Origin of the sequence: Acinetobacter sp. C32I, from assembly GCF_023702715.1 — a bacterium.
Lineage (GTDB): Bacteria > Pseudomonadota > Gammaproteobacteria > Pseudomonadales > Moraxellaceae > Acinetobacter.
On the sequence record NZ_CP098480.1, the window covers coordinates 2,726,434 to 2,749,370 of the forward strand.

18 protein-coding genes and 2 tRNA genes are annotated in these 22,937 nt (G+C 43.5%); 10 read left to right on the top strand and 10 right to left on the bottom strand.

The window, feature by feature from the left end; translation table 11 throughout:
- Positions 1 to 66: 66 nt before the first annotated feature.
- The 3 genes from NDN13_RS13035 (at position 67) to NDN13_RS13045 (ending at position 1,939) form a co-directional block, all read left to right on the top strand.
- On the top strand, positions 67 to 1,473 hold the full coding sequence (locus NDN13_RS13035) for an amino acid permease (RefSeq protein ID WP_251115756.1): 1,407 nt from the start codon (positions 67 to 69) through the stop codon (positions 1,471 to 1,473).
- Between the two features lie 213 nt (positions 1,474 to 1,686).
- Positions 1,687 to 1,762, top strand: a tRNA-Glu gene (locus NDN13_RS13040).
- Positions 1,763 to 1,863: 101 nt separating this feature from the next.
- Positions 1,864 to 1,939: transfer RNA gene (locus NDN13_RS13045), tRNA-Glu, on the top strand.
- A gap of 43 nt (positions 1,940 to 1,982) precedes the next feature.
- On the opposite strand, the gene NDN13_RS13050 is transcribed toward NDN13_RS13045, so the two are convergent.
- Together NDN13_RS13050 and NDN13_RS13055 are read right to left on the bottom strand one after the other, a co-directional pair.
- The gene (locus tag NDN13_RS13050; protein ID WP_502799542.1) at positions 1,983 to 2,918 is read right to left on the bottom strand and encodes a hypothetical protein; all 936 of its coding nucleotides are present in this window, start codon (positions 2,916 to 2,918) and stop codon (positions 1,983 to 1,985) included.
- A gap of 177 nt (positions 2,919 to 3,095) precedes the next feature.
- The gene (locus NDN13_RS13055; RefSeq protein ID WP_251115757.1) at positions 3,096 to 4,706 is read right to left on the bottom strand and encodes a hypothetical protein; all 1,611 of its coding nucleotides are present in this window, start codon (positions 4,704 to 4,706) and stop codon (positions 3,096 to 3,098) included.
- 228 nt (positions 4,707 to 4,934) lie between these two features.
- On the opposite strand from NDN13_RS13055, the gene NDN13_RS13060 reads away from it, so the two are divergent.
- Positions 4,935 to 5,273, top strand: a complete 339-nt coding sequence (locus tag NDN13_RS13060; protein WP_251115758.1) for a hypothetical protein — start codon at positions 4,935 to 4,937, stop codon at positions 5,271 to 5,273.
- A 31-nt stretch (positions 5,274 to 5,304) separates the two neighbouring features.
- Here the strand turns inward: NDN13_RS13060 and NDN13_RS13065 are convergent, their stop codons facing one another.
- From NDN13_RS13065 to NDN13_RS13085, 5 genes are all read right to left on the bottom strand, one after another.
- Positions 5,305 to 6,249, bottom strand: a complete 945-nt coding sequence (locus NDN13_RS13065) for a cation diffusion facilitator family transporter (protein ID WP_251115759.1) — start codon at positions 6,247 to 6,249, stop codon at positions 5,305 to 5,307.
- A gap of 126 nt (positions 6,250 to 6,375) precedes the next feature.
- A complete protein-coding gene (locus NDN13_RS13070; RefSeq protein WP_251115760.1) occupies positions 6,376 to 9,543 on the bottom strand; it encodes an efflux RND transporter permease subunit in 3,168 nt (1,055 codons plus the stop codon).
- The gene (locus tag NDN13_RS13075) at positions 9,533 to 10,762 is read right to left on the bottom strand and encodes an efflux RND transporter periplasmic adaptor subunit (RefSeq protein ID WP_251115761.1); all 1,230 of its coding nucleotides are present in this window, start codon (positions 10,760 to 10,762) and stop codon (positions 9,533 to 9,535) included. The genes NDN13_RS13070 and NDN13_RS13075 overlap by 11 nt, the downstream gene beginning before the upstream one ends.
- Complete coding sequence (locus NDN13_RS13080) at positions 10,762 to 12,183, bottom strand: TolC family protein (RefSeq protein WP_251115762.1); 1,422 nt, start codon at positions 12,181 to 12,183, stop codon at positions 10,762 to 10,764. The genes NDN13_RS13075 and NDN13_RS13080 overlap by 1 nt, the downstream gene beginning before the upstream one ends.
- Positions 12,184 to 12,237: 54 nt before the next feature.
- Positions 12,238 to 12,633 carry a cation efflux protein, CzcI-like gene (locus tag NDN13_RS13085; RefSeq protein ID WP_251115763.1) on the bottom strand — a complete coding sequence of 132 codons (396 nt, stop codon included), beginning with the start codon at positions 12,631 to 12,633 and terminating at the stop codon, positions 12,238 to 12,240.
- 153 nt (positions 12,634 to 12,786) lie between these two features.
- Between NDN13_RS13085 and NDN13_RS13090 the strand changes: the two genes are divergently transcribed.
- Positions 12,787 to 13,473: a YidX family protein gene (locus NDN13_RS13090; protein ID WP_251115764.1), complete on the top strand. Its 687-nt coding sequence runs from the start codon at positions 12,787 to 12,789 to the stop codon at positions 13,471 to 13,473.
- Between the two features lie 172 nt (positions 13,474 to 13,645).
- Positions 13,646 to 14,023 carry a tetratricopeptide repeat protein gene (locus tag NDN13_RS13095; RefSeq protein ID WP_251118233.1) on the top strand — a complete coding sequence of 126 codons (378 nt, stop codon included), beginning with the start codon at positions 13,646 to 13,648 and terminating at the stop codon, positions 14,021 to 14,023.
- Between the two features lie 44 nt (positions 14,024 to 14,067).
- Here the strand turns inward: NDN13_RS13095 and ettA are convergent, their stop codons facing one another.
- On the bottom strand, positions 14,068 to 15,729 hold the full coding sequence (gene ettA, locus NDN13_RS13100) for an energy-dependent translational throttle protein EttA (RefSeq protein WP_251115765.1): 1,662 nt from the start codon (positions 15,727 to 15,729) through the stop codon (positions 14,068 to 14,070).
- A 301-nt stretch (positions 15,730 to 16,030) separates the two neighbouring features.
- Here ettA and NDN13_RS13105 point away from each other — a divergent pair, with 301 nt between their 5' ends.
- Entirely contained in the window at positions 16,031 to 17,308 is a 1,278-nt protein-coding gene (locus NDN13_RS13105; protein ID WP_251115766.1) for an O-acetylhomoserine aminocarboxypropyltransferase/cysteine synthase family protein, read from the top strand.
- A gap of 249 nt (positions 17,309 to 17,557) precedes the next feature.
- Entirely contained in the window at positions 17,558 to 18,445 is an 888-nt protein-coding gene (locus tag NDN13_RS13110) for an SDR family NAD(P)-dependent oxidoreductase (RefSeq protein WP_070074487.1), read from the top strand.
- Positions 18,446 to 18,510: 65 nt separating this feature from the next.
- On the opposite strand, the gene NDN13_RS13115 is transcribed toward NDN13_RS13110, so the two are convergent.
- Positions 18,511 to 19,608 carry an SDR family oxidoreductase gene (locus NDN13_RS13115; RefSeq protein ID WP_251115767.1) on the bottom strand — a complete coding sequence of 366 codons (1,098 nt, stop codon included), beginning with the start codon at positions 19,606 to 19,608 and terminating at the stop codon, positions 18,511 to 18,513.
- Positions 19,609 to 19,714: 106 nt separating this feature from the next.
- Here NDN13_RS13115 and NDN13_RS13120 point away from each other — a divergent pair, with 106 nt between their 5' ends.
- Together NDN13_RS13120 and NDN13_RS13125 are read left to right on the top strand one after the other, a co-directional pair.
- Positions 19,715 to 20,092 (top strand): MerR family DNA-binding protein, encoded by a 378-nt coding sequence (locus NDN13_RS13120; protein WP_005209272.1) that lies wholly within the window; start codon positions 19,715 to 19,717, stop codon positions 20,090 to 20,092.
- A gap of 641 nt (positions 20,093 to 20,733) precedes the next feature.
- Positions 20,734 to 22,026, top strand: coding sequence for an MFS transporter (locus NDN13_RS13125; protein ID WP_251115768.1), 1,293 nt, complete (start codon positions 20,734 to 20,736; stop codon positions 22,024 to 22,026).
- Positions 22,027 to 22,090: 64 nt separating this feature from the next.
- Here NDN13_RS13125 and NDN13_RS13130 read toward each other — a convergent pair whose 3' ends face one another.
- On the bottom strand, positions 22,091 to 22,855 hold the full coding sequence (locus NDN13_RS13130) for an HD domain-containing protein (protein ID WP_251115769.1): 765 nt from the start codon (positions 22,853 to 22,855) through the stop codon (positions 22,091 to 22,093).
- Between the last annotated feature and the right edge of the window lie 82 nt (positions 22,856 to 22,937).

Genomic DNA, 22,937 nt, shown 5'->3' on the forward strand with positions numbered 1-22,937 from the left:
ATCAGATTGCACATTTTCGAATTTTCCATAAAATAGCCGCTTCTCTATGCTTGGACAAATTGTCGTATGCAATCTTCCAACTCGAATACGCATTCAGAATCAAAAACATTAAAACGTGCCATGAGCACTCGCCATTTAGTTATGCTTTCTTTAGGCGGTGCAATCGGTACAGGTTTATTTTTAGGTTCTGGTGAAGTTATCGCTCAAACCGGCCCTGTGGGCGCAATTATTGCCTATGTATTAGGTGGTTTAATTGCCTATATGGTCATGCTCTGCTTAGGTGAGCTTGCTGTACACATGCCTGTTGCTGGATCTTTTGGTGCATACGCTCAAAAATATATTGGTCCAGGCACAGGTTATATGATTTCTTGGGTCTACTGGCTCACGTGGACCGCAACTCTCGGTACAGAATTTACCGCTGCGGCCTTGCTGATGCAGGAATGGTTTCCGCATATTTCCATGTGGATTTGGACCATTATCTTTGCAGTCACCATTTTGGGGTTAAATCTCACCTCAACCCGAATGTTCGCCGAATCTGAATTCTGGCTTGCACTGGTTAAAGTTGTAACGGTCATTGCCTTTATTATTCTTGGTTTATTGGCAATTTTTGGTTTGATCTCATTCAATGGCTATGAGTCAGCACCTTTATTCCACAACTTGACCGCACACGGATGGTTCCCGCAAGGTCTGATCCCAATCTTTACCACCATGCTGATTGTGAATTTTGCCTTTTCAGGTACCGAATTAATTGGTGTTGCTGCAGGCGAAACCAAAGATCCAGCTGAAAATGTACCCAAAGCAATCAATGCTGCGATCTGGCGCTTATTGATTTTCTTTGTTGGTACCATCATTGTGATCAGTGCCCTACTGCCATTCCAAGTCGCAGGCTTAGGCGGTGAAGGGGTGAGTAGCAGTCCTTTCGTGACGGTATTTAACTACATTGGTATTCCTTATGCTGATGATATTATCCGTTTCGTGATTATTACCGCACTTCTTTCTGCTGCCAATTCAGGTCTCTATGCTGCATCACGCATGATGTGGTCTTTGTCTGATCAACGCCAACTGCCAAGTGTATTCTCACGCTTATCAAAAAGTGGTACGCCAATCATTGCGCTGGTCGTGACCATGTTTGGTGCGATTCCAGGGCTATTATCCGAGCATTTCGCACCTGAAACGATTTTTAAGAACCTCTTGGGTGTTGCGGCATTTACCATGGTCATCGTCTGGATGAGTATTTGCTGGAGTCAATTTAACTTCAGACGCCAATGGTACAAAGCGGGTCATACAGCAAAAGATTTAAAATTTGCTGCCCCCCTTTACCCAATTGTGCCGATCTTAGGCTTTATCTTCTGTTTTATTACGGGTTTGAGTATGGCGGCAGATCCTGAGATGCAAGCAGGCTTTATTGGTTGTTTGCTGTTTATTGCAGCATGTTACCTAAGTCATTATGTTTTCTATCGAAACCGTAAATAATCAAATCTCAGAAAAAATGCAGCTTAAGCTGCATTTTTTATATCTACCAATAAACCATTTGTTTGATGATTTTTTCGCCTAACTGCTTATTTTTGATTATTTATTCTGCGATATGTCTTATTTTTAGACACTCATTCACTTTTTTTAGATTTTCTTGAGAAAAGTGTTTGACACCCTATCTAATTCACCCTAATATACGCCCACCTCTGAAACGTCCCTATCGTCTAGAGGCCTAGGACATCGCCCTTTCACGGCGGTAACCGGGGTTCGAATCCCCGTAGGGACGCCACTAAATTCGAGGAAGAAGTAAAGACAAAATCTTTACCGAGAATTTAGGCCTAGCGATCAATATGTTTGACATAAGACGCTCAGGTAAATTTCCTCAGATATGTCCCTATCGTCTAGAGGCCTAGGACATCGCCCTTTCACGGCGGTAACCGGGGTTCGAATCCCCGTAGGGACGCCAAATTCTAAAAAAGCCACTGCATTGACAGTGGCTTTTTTATTGCTTATTCGCTGCCAATACCGACCTGAACTTCTAAACGACCTGATTGTACTCGTAAACCTCGAATCTCAAATTGGTCCACCAATTGTTGTACCAAATCACGACTTTCTTGCAAAATATTCAAACCAGGTAAAATACTAAAATCGGTCAGGTTTAATAACTTATCCACCATCCAAGAACGATTATTAATGAAATCAATAAAACCCGCTTCTTCCAGATCGATATACCAAAGACGATGCCCTTCCTTCTGTATGCCAGGCACATCACGAATCAAATGATTAATCAGGAATGGGATCGGTAAAGAGTTAATCACCTCAAAGCTGACATTACCCACCCGACGCGCTGCCCAGTTAGTTAAAGTTCCACCATGACGAATCTGTAAATCAAGATGCTCATCAACTTGACGCAGACGCAAATATTTTTCCTGCCCGATACGGCATTCAAGCACATTAAATTCGAGCGAAAGGCGATACAGAAAACGACGATAGTGCCCATCCAATTCGATATGGAAGCGGTCATTACCACACTCAATTTTAATATCATCAATTTCGCTACGATCCATTCGCTTGCGAATTTGATTATTCAACAACATCTCGGGTAAATACAGGGTCAGGCTACTTTTGCCCAAAGAAGCTCTCGCCATGGCTAAAGCAACCTGACGTGCCGCTTCACTGGTCTCTGTGACCATATCACGTACCGTATTGCGCACCCCTTCAACACCACGCTTGGTATGATGCGTGACATGATCCAAGGCATCTAGCGCGGCATCTGCCACCCCCGCAATATTGCGCGAAGTATCACTGGCAAATTCCACCGCATCCTGTGCATGCTGCAATGTTTTATTGATCAGTCGACGTGATAATGATGGTTTCTCAGCTGAGACTTCTGCATCCGCTGGCATAATATCGAACATCGCCTTTTTATCATCTTGTCGATTCAAGATGTTCTCCCTCTTCCCTTTCTTACAGGCTCATTTCTTATGAGCATCAATCTGCTTTCTGAACTTATTAGATGTTTTTCTGTAGATTAGCATGCTCTGCACTGCGATTTGCGTCTTTTTGTTGCATCGCTTCAAATTATTTGCTGCTTCAGATCAACATCACTTTTGCATAAAACGCTATGGCTCATCAGTTCGACTCAGCACTGATCGATCTTCAGCGCTCAGCGTCTGCATCTGACTCAAACGCAACGCTTTATACTGTGCCAATGCTGCTTCAAGCTGATGGACTTGCACTTGTCCAATACCAAAATTGGGTAACTCACGTAAGGCCACCCATGCCGCTTGCATCTGCTCAAACTCACTGCCTTTCACCAGTTTTAGTGTCATCCAATCAGAAAGATCCTGCACACGTTTTTGCATTTCAAACTGCAAGGCAAATAGTCCACTACTTAAGGCCGAGGCATCCAATAATCTCAATCTATTTCGCACTTGCTCAAACTGCTGGCTTTGTTGTTGCAGATATGTGGCTAAAACCTCCTGATTGAACCAGACGGCAAAAGCAATCATGTCCTGAACAAGCACATCACGTTGCGCGTAGAGTGCTTTGCGCTCAGGATGTTGTTTATTCAAACGGATGTCTCCTAGATACGCCATCAGCCCTTGTTCCAGAATCATCTGAATATGCCCCAGATCAAAATCAGGCTTTGGCTTCGCTTCAATTGGAGTCAGCTCAGTAAGCAATTCCTCATAGTGAACAGGTTGCTGTAATAAGTGCAAAATCTCTGCATTCTGCTGGATGGCTTGCCATAAACAAGTCAGCGCTAGATCAGCAGGTCCTGTACTGGCCGTATTCTGCTCCAGAAGATGCTGCCAGGCGACTTGCATCGTGTTCTGCTGAGCCAAGTTTGTGAGCACATGCTGCGTTGTTAAAAGCTGTGGTGCAGTTGCAATCACGTCCTGACTAAAAGGGAGATGCGATTGCTTAGCGCCAAAAATACTATTTAAGGATTTCCCCAGTGAATTTAGCCCGCGTCCCATATCTGCCAACAGATTACTATTTGAAGCTCGTGTCCGCAGTACCGACTCGGGTAATAACAAACTGACCGCACACTGTAATCGTTGGGTCTGGTTGTTCTGGTCAATCGGTTTCAGATGATGGAGTAACAGATGCAGCGCATATTCAACATCACTCAACTGTGGCTGATATTCAGGCTGATTGCGACTCAACAGACAATCAATATAAGCATAAAAAGCAGTTTCGTTACGTTGCTGCGATTGTTGTGCCGCCCATTCATAGTATTCAATTGCTGGGTTATATTGTGCTGCCCCTGCATAGGCTTTGGCCAGTGCAATCGCATGTTGCGCACTTGGAGAATGTTGTTGGAAATAATGCAAAAGATCAATTTTCGGTTGTTGATCCAGACAGCGATCCAACTGACGTAGATAGCCATTAATATGTTGCTGATTCGGCTGTTTCACAATGAAATTCAGACGATAGACCAAACACTGCTCATACCATGCATACTTGCGCGCATGCGACTCGTAGGCGCTCAGTAGCTCATCTTCAATTAGCTGAATCAATTGGCTGGCATAGAGAATGTCTTCATCATTCTCATGTCTGAATTGCCATTGCTTGGGTAAAGTCACCTTAAATAAACGCAGCAGAAAATGCGCACTAAGATCAGGACTTTGCATCGTCACCAACATTAACTTATCTTGGCTGGATAAATGCTCTTTTCCCTTCTGAATGCGGGATAAACGCAATTTTAGAATCTTGGTGTTTAACATGCGTTTCCTTTCGCATTATTCAACCCACTCATCTTGCAACTTAGCAGACTGCCCTGACTTTTGCGAATGGCTTTAGACGAGCTGTAGCAAGGTTTTCAAGCAAATGTAAAAATCGACTTTGTGGCATCACATACAACAAAATAAGTAAATTTATGTATTTGAAAGACTCAAGATTTTTGCTTTTGCATAATTTTCGCTAAAATGGACAAAACAGAATAGGAATCCTCTATGCAATACCGCTGCCCTAAATGTCAAAGCGTGAAAATTATGCCTGCCAGTCAGGGTGCTAACAGCCCTCGCCCTAACGTACCCAAAAGTTTAGTGCTTTTGGTCCCTGCCATTTTTATTTTATTAATTTTGGTCTTGATTAGCGTTGCGATGTGGATTTTTGGCAATGGTGCAGGTCAAGGTCTGCAAATTGCGACCGTCGCGGTGTTTGCGATCTGTGTGATTGCTGGGGTTTTATTCTGGCGTGATCTACCTGATTTTAAAATTTCAATGCAAGCGTTTATGCAGGCACAAAAACATTGGAAATGCCGTGACTGCAACAACGAATGGCAGAATTAATTATTATTCCAAAACAAATCTTCACATCAGCTTAATGCTGATGTGAAGGATCGTGTTCAGCTTTCTCATCATGTTGATGGGTATGCTGGCAATTCATTTCTTCATCGTCCTCAATTTGCAAGGTCACTTCAGCAATACCATGCTCGTGCGATAACATCTCAATCGCAGCACGGTGCAATTGATTACGATCAGCTCTCGGTGCAAACAGATGCACAGTCAAATGAATATTCTTCGAGGTAATCGCCCAGACCTTTAACTGATGGATACTCTCAACGCCATCCAATCCCAGTAGATCATTGCGTAGCTTTTCAATGTCGACCTCTTCTGGCACACCTTCCAACAAGATATTGATACTCTGTTTGAGCAGAATCCATGTTCTCGGCAATACCCAGAAACCAATCGCAACTGCAAGAATGGTGTCGACCCAATACCAATTGGTGAAATAGATCACCACTGCACCCACAATGACAGCCACTGAACCCAATGCATCACTCAGTACTTCTAAATATGCGCCTTTCATATTCAGGCTTTCAGCCGCACTGGACATTAACAATTTCATGGAAATTAAATTAATAATCAGGCCCAAGCTCGCCACAATCAGCATACCGACACTTTGAATTTCAGGCGGTTGTGTAAAGCGCTGGTAAGCTTCGTACAGAATGTACATTGCCACAAAAAACAGCATCGAGGCATTAAATAAGGCTGCCAGAATCTCAAAACGCTGATAACCAAAAGTACGTTTGTTATCTGCGGGACGTTTAGCAATTTTAATTGCCACTAAAGCAATCGCTAATGCAGCCGCATCGGTAAACATATGTGCTGCATCGGACAGTAACGCCAAACTCTGGGTGATTAAACCCGCAACCACTTCAACCACTAAGAAAGTTGAAGTCAGTATCAGCGCAATGGTGAGTTTTTTGATATTACCTTCAGTGACCGCTGCATGACTATGGTCATGCCCTTGATGTCCACCCATGTTGGACTCCTTATCATAATTGAATAAGACCTGTTGCAGTCTTAAAGTCAGCCAAGGCGAAAATCGCTTTGGCTGGTTCAGATTCTTCTTAATAAAGTGCTTCATTAAGAAGATAGCATAAACAGATTAAATTGCACTTTCCTGACCTTTGTCCTGTTTGGCTTCATTCATCCAACGATACACCACGGGCAAAATCAGCAGGGTCAGCAAGGTGGATGAAATAATCCCGCCAATCACCACGGTTGCCAGTGGGCGCTGAACTTCTGCCCCTGTACCTGTGGCAATCGCCATTGGAATAAAGCCAAGCGATGCAACAAAAGCGGTCATCAAGACAGGACGTAAGCGTAATACCGCGCCATGCCATGTGGCGTAATGAACATCATATTGCTCTCGTAACTCTTTAATAAAGCTCAGCATCACCAGACCATTCAGCACGGCGACACCAGAGAGTGCAATAAAACCGACACCTGCTGACATCGACAAGGGAATATCACGTAGCCACAGCGCCACCAAACCGCCCGATAGGGCAAATGGCACACCACTAAACACCAGCAAGCTTTCTTTAAAGTTATTAAACACTGCCATCAACAGAACGAAGATCATCAGCAATGCCAATGGCACCACAATCTGCATTCTGGCTTTTGCCGAGGCCAGATTTTCAAACTGACCGCCATAACCGAGCCAATAACCGCTTGGTAATTTTTGCTGAGATAATTTCTGCTGCATTTCACCCACAAATGAGCCCAAATCACGGTCGCGTACGTTGGTGGTGACTACAACACGGCGCTTGCCATTTTCACGGCTGACTTGTGCCAAGCCGAGAATATTCTCCACTTTTGCCACGTCTTGTAGTTTGATCAAACCACCATTCGGCAGTTGAATCGGCAACATGGCCAGTTGCTGCGGCGTGCGCATCCCATCATCTAAACGCACCACAAAATCAAAACGACGGTCACCCTGCAAAATCTGTCCAACACTTTGTCCACCAATACTGGCAGCGACCAAGTCCTGAATGGATTTAACGGATAAACCATATTGCGCAGCCAATGCATGGTCAATATCGACATTGAGCAAAGGTAAGCCATCCGTCTGCTCGACTTTGACTTCACTTGCACCAGTAATCGTTCTCAAGGTTTGCGCGACTTTTTCTGCTTCTTGGTTCAATACCTGCATATCATCACCAAAGATCTTGACCCCAATATCGCTACGTACGCCTGAAATCAGTTCGTTGAAACGTAATTCAATCGGTTGTGAAAACTCACTGTTATTACCTGGGATTTTCTCCACATAGGCCAACATTTTGGTCCGAAGCTCGTCAATGGTTTCCGATTTATCAGGCCATTGATCACGCGGCTTTAACAGAACGATTGCATCAGAAATATTAGGCGGCATCACATCCGTTGCCACTTCGGCCGTACCTGTACGGGCAAAGATCGCTTTGATTTCTGGAAACTCTGCGAGTAATTGCTTCTCGACACTCTCCTGAATCTTCAGTGATTCTTCAATTCCGGTACTTGGTGCACGCATCAACTGTAAAGCAAAGTCACCTTCACTCAGTTGTGGCGCAAACTCACTACCGACACGCGAACCAATCGCAGCGGTGAGTATCAAAATAGTCACCGCACCAGCCACCACCACATAGCGAAAAGCATAGGCTTTATCCAGCAAGGATTTATAGCCGCTTTTTAATGCCGCCATCCAACGGCTTTCTTTCTCTTTGACCTCACCAGTAACAAATAAGGCCACTGCTGCAGGGACGAAAGTCACCGATAAAATAATGGCGCCGATCAAGGCCAAGACCACGGTCATTGCCATTGGGTGGAACATTTTCGCTTCCACACCTGCCAGTGCAAAGATTGGCAAATACACCACCATAATGATGATTTGTCCAAAAATCAGCGGACGTCGTGCCTGTTTTGCTGCCAAGAATACTTCGGTAAAACGTTCTGAACGGGTTAGGAGTCGACCTTTATGATGTTGTGCTTCTGCCAATCGTCGAATACAGTTTTCGACAATCACCACCGCACCATCGACAATAATCCCGAAATCCAATGCCCCCAAACTCATCAGGTTGGCACTGATCTTTTGCTCTGCCATGCCTGTCAGCGTAAATAACATCGACAGCGGAATAATACAGGCGGTAATCAATGCCGCACGGAAGTTACCTAAGAATACAAATAGGATCACAATCACCAAGATTGCACCTTCGATCAGGTTCTTGGCCACCGTCTTAATGGCTTTATCAACCAAGTTACTGCGGTTATATACCGTTTCGACCACCACTCCTTCAGGCAATGAACGTTTGATTTCCTGCATTTTGCTGTCGAGTGCTTGAGCGATGGATTTACTGTTCTCACCCATCATCATCATCGCGATACCGAGTACGGTTTCTTCACCGTTGTATGTTGCACCACCGGTTCTTAGATCATGTCCAATCGAAACTGTTGCAACATCGGCAACACGAATCGGCAAACCGTTCTTGGTACTGACCGTGACATTCTCAATATCTTGTACGGTTTTCAACATCCCCGGAATACGTACCGTCAGCTGTTGACCATTTTCTTCAATAAAACCTGCACCGCGGTTTTCATTATTTTCAGTGAGTACAGTCTGCAAATCGGTTAATGGAATTTGCAGTTGTTGCAAACGTTTCAGGTCGGGAGAAACCACATAGGTCTTGTTATATCCCCCAATGGTATTGATTTCAGCAACACCCGGCACACGTTGTAATTGAGGACGAACAATCCAGTCCTGAATTTCACGTAGATCCATGGCCTGATAAGGCGTACCATCGGCCTTTTTGGCATTCGGTTCAGCCTTGATCACCCATTGATAGATCTCGCCTAGCCCCGTTGAAATCGGTGACATTTGTGGATCGATATCATCAGGCAAAGCACTCTTGGCTTCCTGTAGGCGCTGGTTAATCAGCTGACGCGCCCAGTAGATATCGGTACCATCTTTAAAAATCACCGTGACTTGGGACAAGCCGTAACGGGAGATCGAGCGGGTTTGTTCCAAGTTCGGAATACCCGACATGGCATTTTCAATCGGATAAGTAATACGTTGTTCAACCTCAGGGGCAGTAAATCCCCCCGCCTGACTGTTAATCTGCACCTGTACGTTGGTAATGTCAGGCACGGCATCAATCGACAGTTTTTGATAGCTATAAATACCGACCCCGATCCATGCCACCACAAACAGCATGACCCAAATCGCATTGCGGATTGAAAACTGAATAATCCGATCAAACAGACCTTCCGCAGGAGGAAGCTGCAACTTATCTTTAGTGTCCATGCTCGGCCTCTCCCTTCTCGATCTCAGATTTCAAAAGGAAACTGCCTTGACTGACATATTGTTGCTTTTCAGTCAGACCCGATTGGATTTCCACCCACTGCCCATCACTTGAGTAATTCCCCAGTTGTACAGGTGTTGGCGTGAAATGCATTTGGTCTTTCTCTGGCTTAGCGACAAAAACCGTGGCTTTGCCCTCGATCTGCTGAATCGCCGCTTTGGCAACACGAAGCACAGGCTTCTTGTCCGTGCCATCTAACAACACGTTCACCATCAAATTAGGTCGTAATTCTTTGGCTGGGGTTAGTACTTTGGCACGCACCTGCAAACGACCTGTCTGGGTATCTGCCGCGGTGGTCAAAGTCTGGATTTGTGCTTTAAAGCTATTATTGGTTTGCAGCGACTTAAACTCGATCTGCTGATCTGGTTGGACATTGATGTTATTGACGCTTGGTAAAATAAACTCAATCCAGAGTTGATCCAGCTGATCAATCACAAATAACTGCTTATCGGCGGTAATTTGCTCACCCACCACAATATCTTTCAGACTCACCACACCGCTTAAAGGTGCGGTCAAGACATAGCGACCCTGACTGCCGTTGGATGCACCCAAGGCAGATAAGCGGCTACGTGCAGCTTGTACCTGAATCTGTGCCTGACGATAGGCATTATAGGCACGTTGATAATCCTGACGTGCAGAAACCCCTTGTTCCCAAAGTTGTTTTTCACGTTGATAATCTTGCTGTGCAAGGGTTAAAGCTTCTTGGGCAATACTTAAATTGGCTTGCTGATCCACTAGATCAGGAATAAATAGAGTGGCTAAAACCTGCCCTTTCTTGACTTGTTGACCAAGTACCGCATTGACACTTTCCACACGCCCAGCAAAGGTTGCTGAAACATGCGCTTGCTGATCGGTATTGGTGACCAACTTGGCAGGATAGGCAAATTGCTGTCCAACTTCACCCACACCAACCTGAGCCAGTTTAACCCCGTATTCAGTCATCTGTTTGGGGCTTAGATTTAAACTGCCTTCCTCACTTTCCTCGCCATGCCCCGCTTCACCTTCAGCATGCCCTTCCTCACCTTCAGCATGGCTATCCGCCGCAGCCGCATCGCTGGCTTTGTTTTTGCCCGTGAAAAATAATAATGCGCTGAGGACTAAGCCAACAGCAACCACCAGAATGACCCAAAACCACTGCTTTTTAGATTTATTTGTCGACATTATTCTGCTCCTACTACAGCGGGAAGGCTATTGGTATCTTTCCAAAGGGTTTGATTAATCTGATTTAAAGCGTCACTTGAACTCACCATACTCGGCTCAATGCCCAACGCTAGACTCTCTGCATCAATTTGCTTTTGCCATGCACTCTTGAGTAACTGCACTTTATTTAAACGTTGATCTTGCAATTGCATGGTGGCTTGCTGCACATCGGTAATGGCATATTTACCGACTTTGAAACCGAGCAGCATTTTCTCTTGTACCGTTTCAGACAATGGAATTTGTCGCTGATTGACGAGATCGAACTGTTGTTTCAATCCAGCCAACTCTGCTGTTAAAGTCTGAATTGCATTTAAGTTCTGCTGCTTGTAAAACTGTTGCTGCTTGACCAGTAAATCTTGTTTGGCATTGGCAATTCGCAATGAATACTGTTGACGATTGAAAATATTCAACGGGATATCGATGCCCACTCGGAACTTGTTATCGGTCGAATTTGTTTCTGCGCTTTTACTTTGCACCATACCTAAATTGACGGTTGGATTTGGTCGGTTGGAGACTTTTAAATAATCGATATTGGCTTTTTGACGCACGATATCGAGTTGAATAGCACGCTCAAATAAGTTGTTCTGCAAATAATCTTGCAAATCTTTTTGTTGTGGCCAGACATTACTTGCTTGGGTAGAGAAGCGATTATCGGTACTGCCCCACAGATTTGCCAATTGACGCTTTGCCGTGGCTAAAGCCAGCTCGGTCTGCTGAAATAAACGCTGATTTTCAATATGCGCCATCAAAGTACGATCTAAATCGACCTGCGCAATGCTGCCTGCTTTGAGTCTTAAACGCGTTGCATCTAGGGTCGCTTGACTGGTTTTTAGCTGTGCCTGAACCACATCATGTTCTAACTCCAACACCACCACTTGCGACCACAGATATTTCACCGCCAACTCAAGTTGCGCATTATATAGCTCTTGATTGAGGCCGACCTGAGACGCTTGTACATCCGCAAGTTTGACCGCAGCACGGCGTTGACCAAAAATGTCCAATTTCTGTGAAACACCAAACTCCAGCTCTTTATCTTTACCCGACCTAAAGTCAGTTTGCTGAATCGAAAAACTTGGGTTCGACCATAAACCCGCTTGTTTTACATTGGCCTCAGCGATTCCTTGCTGGGTTTGCCACACCCCTGTGCCAGCCTGATATCGTTTCACATCCTGCAAGATTTGCTCAAAATTCAGATTGCGTTGGGCAGCTTTGCTTACAGGCTGCTGATTCGCATCCAGTAAAGATTCTGCGGCAATGGATGGACTCAAAATGGCCGTACTTAAGGCAAGTGCCAACACTGACCACTTCAACGACAATTGAGTCGGATTTTTTCGCGTATGTTGCTCAACTGCATGGATACGCTGATTTAAACTAGAAGACATATAAAGCCCCGCAAAGTAATAAGATTGCGGTGGGCTATTTTTCGGCTACCCCACCTATAGCGGGGTCAATACAGGGGGCGGATTTAATCCAGAGAGATGTGGTGACTGGTAGGAATTAGACCAGTAATATTTTTGTTCTATGTCTTGGCTATGCAACATCGGTTCATTCACACGTTGCTGAACTTCAGCCACCACCACATGAAAACAAGATGGCAAATGATCATGATGATCTTGCAAGCTTAAGGGCATCGGCAAATCTGCAGCGACTTTATCGAGGACAGCACTTTGTTCAGCACTGTGTGTCTGTTCAGCGACATGATGCCCAAAATGATTCAACGTACTGTACTCACTGACCGTTTCATGCGCGCAAAATGCTGCCGCCACATTCCAGAAACTTTGGAATATGAACAAACTCAGCAAGACGGTCACGAAAACAGTTGAGCGTTGCAACAGCACACCCTTACAGTAAATTGCACAAAGGCACTATAGCAGGCTATGCCAATGTAATAAAATTACAAAACAATTTTCAGTGAATTTCTCACTGATTTAAAACGTTTTTTGATTCTCATTCATGACAATAATGTTCTTTCTGACGGATATTTTATGTATAAAACCTTCTCTCTTCTGGTCTTAGCCATTGCTTTAAGCGGATGTGCAACCACGCTACTTTCCACAGCCCTGCCGAGTGAAAGTACTCAGGTTCAAACCACCACACTGAAAACCGATCAAATTTTGGCACTTGGACAAGCCATTCAAGATGAGAAAAACCAAGGTCTGGTGTTTATTGGACAAGATTTCAACTACTTAATGACCGATGGCAGTGCTGAACTGCTAAAGCTTTTACATGCCATTCCAGCCGAGCAACGCAGCTTTAGTCATCCTAGCCCACTGGTACTGACTATGGATGACCCGAATCATTTTCGTGGTGTATTACAAATTCGCTACCACACCCGTATGGTGGATCTCAATCCAAAGCAAAAAGAATTATTGAAATCTCTAGGTTTTAGACAAAATTTTGACTTGATTCAAAACCAAGAATCTGCGCCCTATCCCTATATCAATGTGTTTTTTAAAGGGCAGCTGTATCAGGCACTCGATCAGCAAAAAATCCAACAGAAATTAGCACAACCCTATCCAATCATCTTACAGCAAGAGACCTCGCTCACCACCAAACATCCAGTCAAACGGGCAACTCGCATGGTGCTCTACCCTTTGGCGATGGTTTTCGATGTCGTCACTGTTACACCACTGCTGATGTGGTCTGATTTGCACGGCGATTTTAATAAATAGACACAAATAAATCGGCACTCCATATTAAGCTAATTACTTGAGCAATTAGGTATTGGCTTATTTTTTATGACATTTCTCAATCTGCTGAAATACACAAATAGAACAATAACTGCAAAGAAAAAACATATATTAAAAACATAATAATGAAAAACTTAGCTTAAGGAGTTGCATGATGAATATTGTAAATATCAAACAGCGGTTGCATTCCTATTGTTCTGATTTGGTTCAACAGAACAGCCTGTCCGACTCTGAACAGGAAATTCACAAAGCCGAATTTTTTAAAACATTGGCCCATCACGAACATGAGCAAGATGCCCACCCGTTTATTTCAGCCAATGACCGCAATGCCGTTTGGTATTTTTTACGTGCAGCACTGCGTGGTAATGCAGATGCAGCCTTTAAACTAGGCGAGAGCTATTTACATGGCGAGTTAGGTTTAGATAAAAATTATGGCAAAGCTCAATATTGGCTAGAACGCGCAGCCAACTTAGGGCATCCTGAAGCCAAAGCCTATTTATATAGTGCATTCAGTGAATTAGCGTTTTCATAAGCATAAAAAAACCAGCTCGAAAGCTGGTTTTTTTATATCAGGACTTAACCTGTAATTTTTTTGTACTTGGTACGTTTTTGAGCCGCATCATCACCTAGACGCGATTGGCGATAAGCTTCGTATTCTGCATAGTTACCTGTGTAGAATTCTGGCTGTTCGTTCTCAAAAGATAAAATGTGCGTTGCAATACGGTCGAGGAACCAACGATCATGCGATACCACCATAACCGTACCTGGGAATACCAAGATTGCATCCTCAAGCGCACGTAAAGTCTCAATATCCAAGTCGTTCGATGGTTCATCCAGTAAGATCACGTTGGCGCCCATCTGTAATATCTTGGCAAGTTGTAAACGGTTACGTTCACCACCAGACAATTCACCTACGCGTTTTTGCTGATCTTGACCTTTGAAGTTAAAGCGACCGATATAAGCACGTGATGCGATTTCGTAATCACCAATTTTTAAGATATCTAAACCGCCAGAAACTTCTTCCCAAACAGTTTTGTTGTTATCCAAGGTGTCACGAATCTGACCAACGTAAGCCACTTTAACCGACTCACCTAAAGTCACAGTACCTGTATCTGGTTGCTGTTCACCGGTCATCATACGGAATAGCGTGGTTTTACCCGCACCGTTTGGACCCACGATACCGACAATCGCTGTAGGTGGTACAGTGAAGGTCAGGTTTTCATACAAGAGGCGACCATCGAATGATTTACTGATGCCTTCCACTTCCACAACTTTGTTACCCAAACGTGGGCCAGGTGGAATGTAGATTTCAGAAGTTTCATTACGTTGTTGGAATTCTTTAGAGTTAAGCTCTTCAAAACGTTCCATACGCGCTTTGTTTTTCTTTTGCTGACCTTTGGCATTTGAGCGAACCCATTCGAGCTCTTTCTTCAACGCCTTCGCAAAAGATTCTTCTTGTTTCTGCTCTTGTTCTAAACGAGCATTCTTTTGTTCCAACCAAGAAGAATAGTTACCTTGATAAGGAATCCCCATACCACGGTCAAGTTCAAGAATCCACTCAGCCACGTTATCCAAGAAATAACGGTCATGCGTAATTGCCACGATCGTACCAGGGAAGTCTTTCAAGAAACGCTCTAACCAAGACACTGACTCAGCATCTAAATGGTTCGTCGGTTCATCAAGAAGCAACATGTCTGGCTTAGATAGCAATAAACGGCACAGGGCAACACGACGACGCTCACCACCTGAAAGTAGTGATACATCTGCATCCCAAGCTGGAAGATTCAATGCATCAGCTGCAATTTCAAGCTGGTTATTCAGGTTGTGTGCATCCCATGCATGGATGATTGATTCTAATTTTTCTTGCTCTTTCGCAAGCGCATCAAAATCTGCATCTGGTTCAGCATATTCAGCAAAAACTTGATCAAGGCGAGCTAAAGCATCCAGTGCTTCGCGTACGCCATCTTCAACGTTACCACGAACGTCTTTGCTTGGATCAAGTGGCGGCTCTTGTTCTAAATAGCCGATTTTGATTCCTGGTTGTGCACGAGCTTCACCTGAGAAATCTTTATCTACGCCAGCCATAATACGGAGTAAGGTTGACTTACCTGCACCGTTCAAACCAAGCACACCAATTTTTGCACCTGGGAAAAATGATAAAGAGATGTCTTTTAAGATTTCGCGCTTCGGCGGAACCATTTTCGACACTCGGTTCATCGTATAAATATATTGGGCCACGCAGGACTCCTCAATTGAAAAACCAATACATCGCAAATAAGCGAATAAAATAATCGGGCGTATTATACGCTGAAAACCCAATTGACTTGAAGTTAAGTTGGGATTTGTTTGCCTCGAACAAAGGATTTTCTTTTTCAAGACATTACAAGCTTGAATGATTTCACTTTTCTTAAAACCGCGACTAGAGCGAAAGCAGAGGCTATATCACCAAAAACGCTATGTAGCGCAAAAATTATGCACCATTTTGGATAAAATATGCGCTAGACTCGGTCAGTATTTAACTCACGTAGATGATGTAATCATGACCTATAAAGATGAAACTTTAGCCATTCATGCGGGATATTCACCAGAAGCAACCACCAAAGCCGTGGCGGTACCCATTTATCAAACCACTTCTTATGCCTTTGATAATACGCAACATGGTGCAGATTTATTTGATCTCAAAGTGCAGGGCAATATCTATACACGGATCATGAACCCGACTACAGCCGTACTCGAACAACGTATTGCGGCACTTGAAGGTGGAATTGGTGCATTGGCTTTAGCATCGGGTATGGCTGCAATCACTTACGCAATTCAAACCATTGCCGAAGCAGGCGACAATATTGCATCAGTATCCACCTTATACGGCGGAACCTATAACCTGTTTGCCCATACCTTGCCAAAGCAAGGCATTGAAGTGCGCTTCTTCGATTATCAAAATCCAGAAGCATTACGCCAGATTATTGATGACAAAACCAAATTGGTCTTTATTGAGTCCATTGGTAATCCGCTCGGCAATATCATCGATCTAGAAGTGATTGCCAAGATTGCGCATGAATATGGCGTGCCTGTGATCGTAGATAATACCGTGGCGACCCCTGCACTGCTCAAACCTTTTGAATTTGGTGCAGACATTGTGATTCACTCACTCACCAAATATATCGGCGGGCATGGCAACAGCATTGGTGGCGTGATTGTCGATAGTGGCAAATTTCCTTGGGGCCAATTTCCTGAACGTTTTAAAGCATTAAATACACCAGACCCAAGCTATCACGGCGTGAATTATGTCGAAGTACTGGGTGAGGCAGCTTATATTGCCCGTGCACGCGTGGTGCCTTTACGTAATACTGGTGCAGCAATTAGTCCATTAAGCGTATTCTTGATCCTACAAGGACTCGAAACCTTAAGCCTACGTATGGAACGCCATACTGAAAATGCCATTCAGGTTGCTGAATATTTAAAACAACATCCAAAAGTAAAATGGGTCAATTACGCAGGTCTATCTGATCATCCACAGCACCATTTGGCACAAAAGTATGTGAAAGGTAAACCTTCTGCCATCCTTTCTTTTGGTGTTCAGGATGGTTTAGCCGGTGGCACCCGCTTTATTGATGCATTACAGCTGTTTACCCGTTTAGTGAATATTGGGGATGCCAAAAGTTTGGCCTGTCACCCTGCCACAACCACGCACCGTCAACTCAATGCCGAAGAGCTGAAATCAGCAGGCGTCAGTGAAGACTTAGTGCGTTTATCTATTGGGATTGAGCATGTCGATGACCTGATTGCTGACCTCGAACAGGCCCTTGCTCAAGTTTAATTTGAATGAAATCAATAAGCCCCTGAACAGGGGCTTATTTTTTGTGCAAAATCACAAAATTTTTATTGCTTTTTCAACTATTACAAGATCTTGTTTTAGAGCTTTTACTCTAAAAAAGACATTATTTTTCAAAGATTTACACTAGACAAACAAAAAATATCGGTTAATATTACAGCAAAATAAAGTGCAGTGTTTAATCGTAATAAGAAGGCATTGCAAACAACAGTGTGATTAATGTAGGACACTTACATGAATGCAAAACTCAAAAAACTTTTTCAGCAAAAAGTCGACGGTAAAACGATCATTGTCACTGGTGCATCAAGTGGTATTGGTTTAACGGTTTCAAAATACCTCGCACAAGCAGGTGCTCATGTGCTCTTGCTTGCTCGTACCAAGGAGAAGTTAGATGAGGTAAAAGCAGAGATCGAAGCGGAAGGTGGAACAGCCTCTGTTTTCCCATGCGATCTAAACGACATGGAGTCAATCGACGCGGTTTCAAAAGAAATCTTAGCGGCAGTTGATCACATTGATATTCTTGTTAACAATGCAGGACGCTCAATCCGTCGTGCAGTACATGAGTCTGTTGATCGTTTCCATGACTTCGAACGTACCATGCAGTTAAATTACTTTGGTGCAGTGCGTTTAGTCTTGAATATTTTACCGCACATGATGCAGCGCAAAGACGGTCAAATCATCAACATCAGCTCGATTGGTGTTCTTGCCAATGCAACGCGCTTTTCTGCTTACGTTGCGTCTAAAGCGGCATTGGATGCATTTAGTCGTTGTTTATCTGCCGAAGTGCATTCACACAAGATTGCGATTACCTCTATTTATATGCCTTTGGTGCGGACACCAATGATCGCACCGACCAAGATCTATAAATATGTACCAACGCTTTCTCCAGAAGAAGCAGCCGATTTAATTGCTTATGCGATCGTGAAACGTCCGAAAAAAATCGCAACGAACTTAGGTCGCCTTGCTTCGATTACTTATGCCATTGCACCAGACATTAACAACATTTTAATGTCGATTGGTTTCAACCTGTTCCCAAGCTCTACCGCGTCTGTCGGTGAGCAAGAGAAGTTAAATCTGATTCAACGTGCTTATGCGCGCTTGTTCCCAGGCGAACACTGGTAATCTTTTTAGCTAAATTCAGAAAAACAGCCAATCTTTTGATTGGCTGTTTTTATTTGAAGGAAGCTCTAACTGGCTTGATTGATCCAGTCGGTACTTTTTCGAATCGCAGCTTCCAAATTACCCATTGAAATCTGCCAGCGCTGTTGAAATTGCGTCAATCGTTTTCGATCCAACTGTTCTGTTCTTAGAAAACTCAGCATTTCCGTGGACATTTCTAATTTTTTCGCCAACCATTGCCACTTTAAAATAAATCTTAGCAGCCCAATCGGCACATGTCTGGTTGGTGCATTCACCTGCAATTGATCTGCAATCATTCGGGTCAGTTGATGCAGGGCAACAGAATGCTCACTCACCACCAGCATCGCTTGATTTGCCAAGGTCTGATCCATCGTTGCTTTCACCATCACCTGACATAAATCATCAACACGGATTAAAGGAAGATAATGCTGAGCCGTTGCCGGAATGGCACTCATTTTTTTACGTTTCAGCACATCAATCATTTGCGCGATTGGCTGATTCTTGGGGATTTCACCCGACACATCATCGCCAACCACTGTTGCTGGGTGGATAATGGTCCAATCTACCGATAGCTGTTGTGCTTGCTGTATCCATGCAAAATGCGCCTCTATTTTCGATGCTTCATAAGCCCCTAAATGCTGATACACAGATTGCCATTCGGTATTTTCTGGTTGTTCAAGACAAACTCCAGCTTGCTGTAAATGACTTTCGATCGTCAGCATATAACCTGAAACATGTACTGCACGTTTTAAATCACAATGCTGATGCACACAGTTTAATAAATTCAACGCACCTTCAACATTGACAGCCCTTGCTTGCTGCATACTGAGATTCCATGCAAACAATGCACTACTATTATATAAAGTGTTGACTGACTTTAATTTGTCCCAATCCACGCTGCTGATGGCCAAATCCGTCCGTGTTACATCACCTTGAATAAAAGTCAGTTGCTCCAAGGGAATACCTTTTTGACTAAGCCAATGCATAAGCATTGCTTGTTGTTTTGCCTGATTCCGAAGCAAAGCAAAGACTGAGTGCCCCTGCCTTAATAGCTCTAAAATTAAATAGCGGCCAATAAATCCTGTTGCACCTGCCACCATCGCAACTTGCCTATCTTGCTGTGTTTTTAAGTTGTTATGCGTCATCTGCTACGCCCTTTTTAATGAATGTAGGCATAGGCTAAAGGATGGAGTACACTCAATGGTCAAGTGGTTTATGCACCACTTTTTAAAAATAATAAAGGAGGTCTTTATGTTGATTGGACAATTGGCAAAACAGACGGATTTAAGTCGGGATACCATTCGCTTTTATGAAAAAATGCAGTTGATCCAGTCCATCACCTGTAATAATGGCTATAAAGATTATTCAGAACAAACCCTACAACAGTTACAACTGATTCGTACCGCCAAAAATCTTGGCTTCTCGCTCAATGAAATCAAGCAGATTTTAGCGATGACAGCCCAAGATGAAATCCCTGCCCCACAAGTACAAAGTATTTTCCAAGACAAGTTAGATTTGATAGATGAGAAGATTGCACAGCTTCATCAAATCAGAACGATGTTAAGCCGATTTACTCAGGGTGAAGCTTGTCCACTGAGAAAAGATTGTCCGATTCCAGACCTCAACTAATTGCTTTAAAAACGTTCTGTAATCGCAACAACGCCCCATGTGTATAAACTAAAACTTATCCACAGCTTTGCTGCATTAATCAACAGACTCTTCTGTTAATGACTTCAACTCCCTCGACACTCACCCCAGATATTAATAATATTTTAAGGTCAATTCGTTTCAATCTGTTCTCAAATTCAGGGGCTTCATGAAGCAAACACGACAAATCTGATTTGAATAAGATGCCTATACCCACCTATGTGCAAGCAGACATAAACCCTCTTTTCTCTCAGTTAAAATCCGCCTTTTGATTGGCTGATTTAAGAAAATAAAATTCATAATTTCATCTTGCTTATGTAGTGCGAACCAACTTACAAAAAACAACGTAGTCTTTTCAAAAACGTTGTGATCTTTAATAATTAAATTAATTACTTTCTTAAATATTCAATTTACTGCTTTTAAAAACATTAAATTCTCAATCTTGACTATTCTGACATTCTTTATCTGTCAAATAGTTAGCAAAAAAGTGCGCTATTTTCACCATAGAAAAATCTGTTTATAAAAAACATACAAAATAATGCCATTTTCATGCTTTTTTAGCGGTATATAACATTCTGTAAAGATTCAGTTACAGAATCTTGCTTGGTTGAAAAGGAACATATATGAGTCAGACATATAGCAAGGAAGAAAGAAGAAGTCGTATCAAAGGTATCGTCGGTGCGGCATCAGGGAATTTAGTTGAATGGTTTGATTTCTATATTTATGCCGTGTTTGCTGCTTATTTTACGCATGCATTAACTGCACCAGATATGGATCCAACCACCAAAGCCATTTATGTTTGGGGTGTGTTTGGTGCCAGCTTTTTCATGCGCCCAATCGGCAGTTGGCTATTCGGACGTATTGCTGACCGTCAAGGCCGCAAGCAATCAATGGTCATTTCAATTTGCTTAATGGCACTCAGTTCATTCCTATTTGCAGCCTTACCGACTTATGATCAAGTCGGGATGTGGGCACCCTTTTTACTGCTCATGGTACGTTTACTGCAAGGCCTCTCCGTCGGTGGTGAGTATGGTGCTGTTGCGACCTATATGAGTGAACTCGGCTTAAAAGGGCAACGAGGCTTCTTTGCATCATTCCAGTACGTCACCCTTTCAGGGGGTCAGTTACTGGCCAGTTTACTTGGGGTGATCTTACTCGGCTTTATGACCGAACAACAGCTAAATGATGGTGGCTGGCGAATTCCTTTCGTCATCGGTGGTGTTGCTGCATTATTGTCTTTGTTCGCCCGTAGTCGTTTAGAAGAAACCTTGTCACATGAAGATGCCGAACGTGAAGAATCGGGTAGCTTAATCGCCTTACTTAAACAGCACTGGAAAACGTTCTTACTGGTTGTCGGCTATACCTCTGCGGGTTCACTGACCTTCTATGTAGTCACGGTTTATTCAAAAACCTACCTCACCAATATTGGTATGGATGGTAAAACCGTTGGCTTTATCATGACCACGGCGCTATTTGTATTCATGTTGGCGCAACCTGTATTTGGTATGTTGTCAGACCGTATCGGTCGTCGTGCTTCCATGCTGGCATTCAGTTTACTCAGCGCCATCTTTATTTATCCGGTCATGGTCACCGGTATGCGCAGCTTTGCTGACTCCCCTGTCATCATCACCCTGTTACTGATTTTCTTGATGCTGCTGCTGAGCTTCTATACTTCGATCAGTGGTTTGGTCAAAGCTGAAATGTTCCCGCCGCATGTCCGTGCCTTAGGTGTTGGTTTCTCCTATGCAGTGGGTAATGCCTTGTTTGGGGGTTCTGCACCTTCAGTGGCGTTATTATTTAAAGATGCAGGCATTGAAAATACCTTCTTTGTCTATGTCATTATCATGCTATTAATCTGTTTCATGTGTAGTTGGGCCTTACCGAAAAAGCCTGAATATCTGGAGCATGACCACTAAAAAAATTGTACGATGAATCTAAACCACTTTTGTAAAAGCAAAGGTGGTTTTTTATTTTAAAGGATTATTTTTCATAAGGATTTAAATTCACCAACTGCTTAAAGCCACTCTGTACCAGCATAGCGGTACGAGATCGAGGACGCTGTACAGCTTCTTGTTGAGTAAATTCAATCATCATTTGGCTAAAACCCAGACGGGGATAATATTGCTGTAATTGCTGCCTGAATGGAAGCGAGAATTCAAAGCCACGACTGCCGATGACATCACAACTGGCCGCCTGTTGCAGTAAATGCGCTTCTATCCCCTCCTCAAGCCCAACATAAGGATTCATATGCAGACTGATTACATCAAACAGTTGATCTGCCCGTGGCACTTGCCAGCCCTGTTCAAGCGACCAATCTCTTGCTGCATATGCCCCTTGCCCAGCAAAGCAACGACACTGTACATGATGCTGATAATATTGTTCTGTCATACCTAAATCATGCAATAAACAAGAAACTGCCAATAATTCATCATCTGGTTTTAAATGCTGCATTTGCGCAAATGCCGTGGCATAACACCATGTTCTCAGACAATGATTCTGTAAGGCCTGCGAACTGCAATCCTGCATTTTCTCCAAGGCTTGTTGCACGTCTACACTGTCTGGCAATCTCAGATCATCCATATCCAGTTGATGCGGGGTAGCAGGTTTAATCCGATAGGCCAAACTATACATTTTTATGCTTTGCTTAAGCACAGGCAACAGACTATGGCTTAGCAGTGCCATACGGTCTTTTAAGGATAAATCTCCCGAAGTCTGTGTCATCCAAGCGTGTCGACCAATTTGCATTTCATCCAACCTTAAAATTAGAGTAATTACTCTAATTTATGTTGTACTGCAAAAAACGACCGAAGTCAAAATCAAGTCATTT

Excerpts from the sequence above, each read along its gene's own strand:
- NDN13_RS13125 (WP_251115768.1), top strand. The coding sequence starts at position 20,734 with ATGAGTCAGACATATAGCAAGGAAGAAAGAAGAAGTCGTATCAAAGGT.
- NDN13_RS13120 (WP_005209272.1), top strand. The coding sequence starts at position 19,715 with ATGTTGATTGGACAATTGGCAAAACAGACGGATTTAAGTCGGGATACC.
- NDN13_RS13105 (WP_251115766.1), top strand. The coding sequence starts at position 16,031 with ATGACCTATAAAGATGAAACTTTAGCCATTCATGCGGGATATTCACCA.
- NDN13_RS13035 (WP_251115756.1), top strand. The coding sequence starts at position 67 with ATGCAATCTTCCAACTCGAATACGCATTCAGAATCAAAAACATTAAAA.
- NDN13_RS13080 (WP_251115762.1), bottom strand. The coding sequence starts at position 12,183 with ATGTCTTCTAGTTTAAATCAGCGTATCCATGCAGTTGAGCAACATACG.
- NDN13_RS13110 (WP_070074487.1), top strand. The coding sequence starts at position 17,558 with ATGAATGCAAAACTCAAAAAACTTTTTCAGCAAAAAGTCGACGGTAAA.
- NDN13_RS13065 (WP_251115759.1), bottom strand. The coding sequence starts at position 6,249 with ATGGGTGGACATCAAGGGCATGACCATAGTCATGCAGCGGTCACTGAA.
- NDN13_RS13090 (WP_251115764.1), top strand. The coding sequence starts at position 12,787 with ATGTATAAAACCTTCTCTCTTCTGGTCTTAGCCATTGCTTTAAGCGGA.
- NDN13_RS13075 (WP_251115761.1), bottom strand. The coding sequence starts at position 10,762 with ATGTCGACAAATAAATCTAAAAAGCAGTGGTTTTGGGTCATTCTGGTG.
- NDN13_RS13095 (WP_251118233.1), top strand. The coding sequence starts at position 13,646 with ATGAATATTGTAAATATCAAACAGCGGTTGCATTCCTATTGTTCTGAT.
- NDN13_RS13115 (WP_251115767.1), bottom strand. The coding sequence starts at position 19,608 with ATGACGCATAACAACTTAAAAACACAGCAAGATAGGCAAGTTGCGATG.
- NDN13_RS13130 (WP_251115769.1), bottom strand. The coding sequence starts at position 22,855 with ATGCAAATTGGTCGACACGCTTGGATGACACAGACTTCGGGAGATTTA.
- NDN13_RS13055 (WP_251115757.1), bottom strand. The coding sequence starts at position 4,706 with ATGTTAAACACCAAGATTCTAAAATTGCGTTTATCCCGCATTCAGAAG.
- NDN13_RS13060 (WP_251115758.1), top strand. The coding sequence starts at position 4,935 with ATGCAATACCGCTGCCCTAAATGTCAAAGCGTGAAAATTATGCCTGCC.
- NDN13_RS13070 (WP_251115760.1), bottom strand. The coding sequence starts at position 9,543 with ATGGACACTAAAGATAAGTTGCAGCTTCCTCCTGCGGAAGGTCTGTTT.